The sequence below is a fragment of the Vibrio sp. SSH13-20 genome, assembly GCF_040104475.1.
Classification (GTDB): domain Bacteria; phylum Pseudomonadota; class Gammaproteobacteria; order Enterobacterales; family Vibrionaceae; genus Vibrio; species Vibrio harveyi.
Genome location: NZ_JBECOU010000026.1, coordinates 1 through 4291 on the forward strand (window position 1 = coordinate 1; position 4291 = coordinate 4291).

The following is a 4291-nucleotide window of genomic DNA, read 5'->3' on the forward strand; positions in this document are numbered from 1 at the left end:
ATAACGCCTTGCTAAGGTGTGAGTAACGCAATACAAAAGCTACCGCACAGAGCCTTAATCACATAAGCCACCGCAAAGTAAAAATGCCACGCGTTACGAATCACTCTTAAGCAATTTGTTAGTACATGCGCTACTTCTATTTATGCGCTCCAAGATATTGAAATCTGGCATAATATGAAAGACTTTGAACGCTGAAGTGAGACGGGCAGCTACAAAACTTAAACTCGGTTAAGAGACGAAAGTTGGCTAGAAGAAAAACGTACTGAACTCCCCTAGGTTTACTGACTTCAAATTAGAAAAGGATTCGTTCCTCGCACTTCGACAGCAACACCAAAGAAAGACAATTTTGACTTAGTAAAAACCACGAAAAAGAAGAAGCAATAAAGAAATAGATTAAGAGTTAGAGACCGTAAACGATGAAGTCAAAGCGAACACTCCGCACATAGTGCCACCGGAAAGAACGTGAAAGGTACAAACTGAAAGGTGTAAAGACGAGCGCCAAAACAGATAAACACCAAAACTTATGACCTTTGATGTCAAACCCGTACTAACGCCCAATTAAGGTGTGAAGCACGCAATGACCAAGCCGCTGCATTGCACTTCAACACCGAAGTCACCGCATACCAAAAATGCCACGCGTGCTGAATCACTCTTAAATTGTTTGTTATGCGCACGTACCAAATGTTAGCCACCAACTTTTTTGTAAGCGACTATATGGGAAAGAAATAGTAACGAATACCTTTCGTTAAATCTTATCTTGTATTCATGTTCATCTTCAGATAGCTTTTCCCAACCCTCTCCAAAGTAGTCGTTTATATCATTAACAGCTTCACTTTCTTCTTTTAAATGCTTTTTGTTCCACTGATAAGTACATGATAAAACTAACACTCCATTAAAAGCAGTTGCATCCATCAATGCGTTTACTAAAGTTTTAGGCGATTCACATTGATCCAGTACATTGAGGCAAACTGTTAAATCAAACTCTTTCTTAACCACACCACGCTCGAAAGGTGCTTCAATTAAAGTAAATGATACATGATCACACGCTTTTGCTATTGTTGAAGCATCAAAGTCCAAACACCCCAACTCTTTCAAGCTCTTGATATAAGGAAATTCACATTTAGTACCGTCAATTAGTATTTGTTTGAGATTTGATAGCAAGCGGTGAGACGGCTCAACAACTGTGACAGAACTAATGCTTGGTATGTTAGTAACTAACTCGTAGCTATTTCGTCCCAAAGCTGCCCCTACCTCTAATGCGTCAATAGGATCAATACTCTCAGCTTCCAGAGCATCAATAATAAACTTAGCTACGCTTTGTGTGTGGTTTGAGGAGATAAACGACTCAGGTACGTACTTAGATTTACTCTCGAATTGTTCAGACACTCCACTTAAGCGAAGTTTATCAAGCCATTGAACTTCATAGTATGCCGCCAATCCTTTTGGATCTATGTAAAAATCGTCCATTTATAATTCCTCCTATGAAGCTTCATTATTCGGTGCGCATAACGCCCTGTTAAGGTGTGAGCAACGCAATACCGAGGCTACCGCATACTACCTTAAACACTACACGCAACGCATAGCAAAAATGCCAAGCGTTGCGAATCACTCTTAAACAGTTTGTTATGAGTACGGGTTCTCGAAACTGCTATTTTTTCTAAACCAACACTCTAGATTATCGCAACGATATTCTCCGTTTTTCTCTGTGGCATGTAACAGAGTTAACGGTCGAAAGTTGGAGTTACTATCCAGATTTAGATTTACGAAATCATACATGTGCCAAAGAATTTCTGATTGCTCAATCTCTTCTTTATCACCGCCAACAATTACTACACACCATTCATCAACGATGTAGTCCAATTCTTTGAATCTATTCTCTATATTGTCGATAACTGACTGGTTAAACAGACCTTTCTTGATTAAGTTTTGCATCCAAAAGTAGTTTTCATTGTCTTGAAAATACTGCGTTTCGGTCAAAAATGTATATAACTGAAGTTGCCCCAAAACAGCCCATTTATTGAACTCAGAGCTTCCCCACTTTTTGACTTCTATTATGCTTATACCGCCCTCAGGAGATATTCTGAGGATATCAGGTCTGGCTAACTTGTCATGAATGACATCTGTGCCATAAGGTGTATACGCTTCTTCAATGTATATATCTTCGGGCCATGCCGATCTCATCCAATCACATATTAGCTCTCGCCATTTTGTCTCATGCATACACATCTCAATAGTACTTATAACGCCCTGTTAAGGTGTGAGCAACGCAATACCGATGCCGCCGCATGCCACCTTAGTCACTTAAACCAACGCATAGTAAAAATGCCACGCGTTGCGAATCACTCTTAAACAGTTTGTTATACACGTCCTAAAGGCTAGACTCGTAGTAAGTCAGCATTTGTTCTTGGCTAACGTAGTTTCCACCTAACTTCTGCTGTTCTTTTATTATTTCAGCTAATGATGGCAATATTGAACGATCAACTTGAAAATCGTTAGACCACAACTTCCCACGCATAATAGCTTTAGCACAGTGGAAGTATGCGCTTTCAACTACCACTTTCACAACGACCTTAGGTTCTTTATTACCATCGGGACAAAGAGACAATAGTTCAGGTTCTGTATGAATAGTTGCATGACCCTTTAAGCGTACGACTTCATCGATCCCTTTAACCATGAACATCATCCCCACTTTAGGGTTACTTACAATATTCTTAAGGCTATCAATTCGGTTGTTACCACTACTATCTGGTATCAAGATTGTTGACTGATCCAAAACTTTAACAAATCCGGGAGCACCACCTTTTGGTGATATGTCTGTGAAGCCATTAACGTCTGTACTTGAAAGAATACAAAAATGGCAATTTTCAATCATTGTTATCGAATGACGATCTAACTTACTTAATACCTTATTTTTAGCTTTGTCATTCGGCTTTGGGTATATATCCAGTAGTTGTTCTATCGATGAAATCTGACTCATTCTATTACTTCCTTATAAGTGTATAACGCCCTGCTAAGGGGTGAGCAACGCAATACAAAAGCCCCTGCAAACCACCTTAATCACTAAAATCAACGCATAGCAAAAATGCCACGCGTTGCGAATCCCTCTTGAGCAGTTTGTTATGTGTTTTCATCCGAAGCTTTTGGAGCAGTATTCTTTGCTATCTGAATCAATGTATATGATATGCCACATATGAAAAATTTGGCTATCCATAACATTATCCCAGATACGAGAGCGCCAATACCTAGTTGAATTCCATGCAAGACAGTGGAAAAGATACCAACTGCCACTATTAGTACTGCTAGACATGTTACAACCACATCCATGATTCTGATTAGTGACTCAAATCGCTCGACTTTTTTCATTTACACTCCCTGTAATTCATTTAAAAGCGGATATTATCTCATTTTAAGTAGCTGACCCGATGTAATCCTGACCAAGACACATAACGCCCAATTAAGGTGTGAGGCACGCAATACTGATGTTGCCGCAGACCACCTTAAACACCAAAGCCGACGCATAGTAAAAATGCCATGCGTGCCGAATCACTCTTAAATTGTTTGTTATGTTTTTAACTGAATAGGATTTCCAGATGCTCTTTAAAGATTTTAGCTGGTACCACAAACTGATACCCTGTTTCAGTGGTAACGACAAAGTCCCCATATTTTTCGACTACTCGAGATGAAGCACCAAAATTTTTCTTAACAATATTAAAAGAAAACGCCTCTCCAGGCTCTAAAGTAACGTTTGAAATGCGAGCCTCGGTAAAACCATCCCACATAAACTGTAATACTTGCTTCGACTCTGGTAACTGAGCTTGAAAATTTTTAATAAAGGTTTTAATCACTGAGTGATTTTCGAGCCTAATATTAATACCATTCATCGGTCCATGTATTGGATGTTCAGCATATGACATGGATAATGTAACCTTGATATGTGGTTTGGTAAGTTTATCATTCACAAAATTCAATCCGAGAAGCGTTGCAAACAAAGCTATCGATGTAACGATTGGCTCCATTTCTAAAGGAGCACCTGTTTGCCAGTTACTATCAACCGCCCAAATAATGGCGACAACAAGTGCTACCAAGTTCGCGCATACTGCGAATAAGAACCTGATATTTTCTCTTATAAAATCCAAAACTTTAGTCATAGCTTCCTTAAAAACATAACGCCTTGTTAAGGGGTGAGCAACGCAATACCAAAGCCGCCGCATACCACCTTAAACACTAAAACTAACGCATAGTAAAAATGCCACGCGTTGCGAATCCCTCTTAAACAATTTGTTATGTGGTT

5 protein-coding genes are annotated in these 4291 nt (G+C 39.3%); all 5 read right to left on the reverse strand.

Annotated elements, in window-relative coordinates; all coding sequences use genetic code 11:
- Positions 1–558: 558 nt before the first annotated feature.
- Positions 559–681: a DUF3265 domain-containing protein gene (locus ABMY42_RS26120; protein ID WP_080993085.1), complete on the reverse strand. Its 123-nt coding sequence runs from the start codon at positions 679–681 to the stop codon at positions 559–561.
- A gap of 3 nt (positions 682–684) precedes the next feature.
- Positions 685–1467, reverse strand: coding sequence for an SAM-dependent methyltransferase (locus ABMY42_RS26125; protein WP_130195215.1), 783 nt, complete (start codon positions 1465–1467; stop codon positions 685–687).
- Between the two features lie 156 nt (positions 1468–1623).
- Positions 1624–2181, reverse strand: coding sequence for a hypothetical protein (locus ABMY42_RS26130; protein ID WP_349266972.1), 558 nt, complete (start codon positions 2179–2181; stop codon positions 1624–1626).
- A 187-nt stretch (positions 2182–2368) separates the two neighbouring features.
- Positions 2369–2977, reverse strand: coding sequence for an MSMEG_1061 family FMN-dependent PPOX-type flavoprotein (locus tag ABMY42_RS26135; RefSeq protein ID WP_050907957.1), 609 nt, complete (start codon positions 2975–2977; stop codon positions 2369–2371).
- Between the two features lie 592 nt (positions 2978–3569).
- Positions 3570–4148: a hypothetical protein gene (locus ABMY42_RS26140; protein WP_038887878.1), complete on the reverse strand. Its 579-nt coding sequence runs from the start codon at positions 4146–4148 to the stop codon at positions 3570–3572.
- Between the last annotated feature and the right edge of the window lie 143 nt (positions 4149–4291).

What these genes read in the sequence shown, in the direction of transcription:
- ABMY42_RS26125 (WP_130195215.1), bottom strand. Translation starts at nt 1,467, where the DNA reads ATGGACGATTTTTACATAGATCCAAAAGGATTGGCGGCATACTATGAA.
- ABMY42_RS26130 (WP_349266972.1), bottom strand. Translation starts at nt 2,181, where the DNA reads ATGAGATCGGCATGGCCCGAAGATATATACATTGAAGAAGCGTATACA.
- ABMY42_RS26135 (WP_050907957.1), bottom strand. Translation starts at nt 2,977, where the DNA reads ATGAGTCAGATTTCATCGATAGAACAACTACTGGATATATACCCAAAG.
- ABMY42_RS26140 (WP_038887878.1), bottom strand. Translation starts at nt 4,148, where the DNA reads ATGACTAAAGTTTTGGATTTTATAAGAGAAAATATCAGGTTCTTATTC.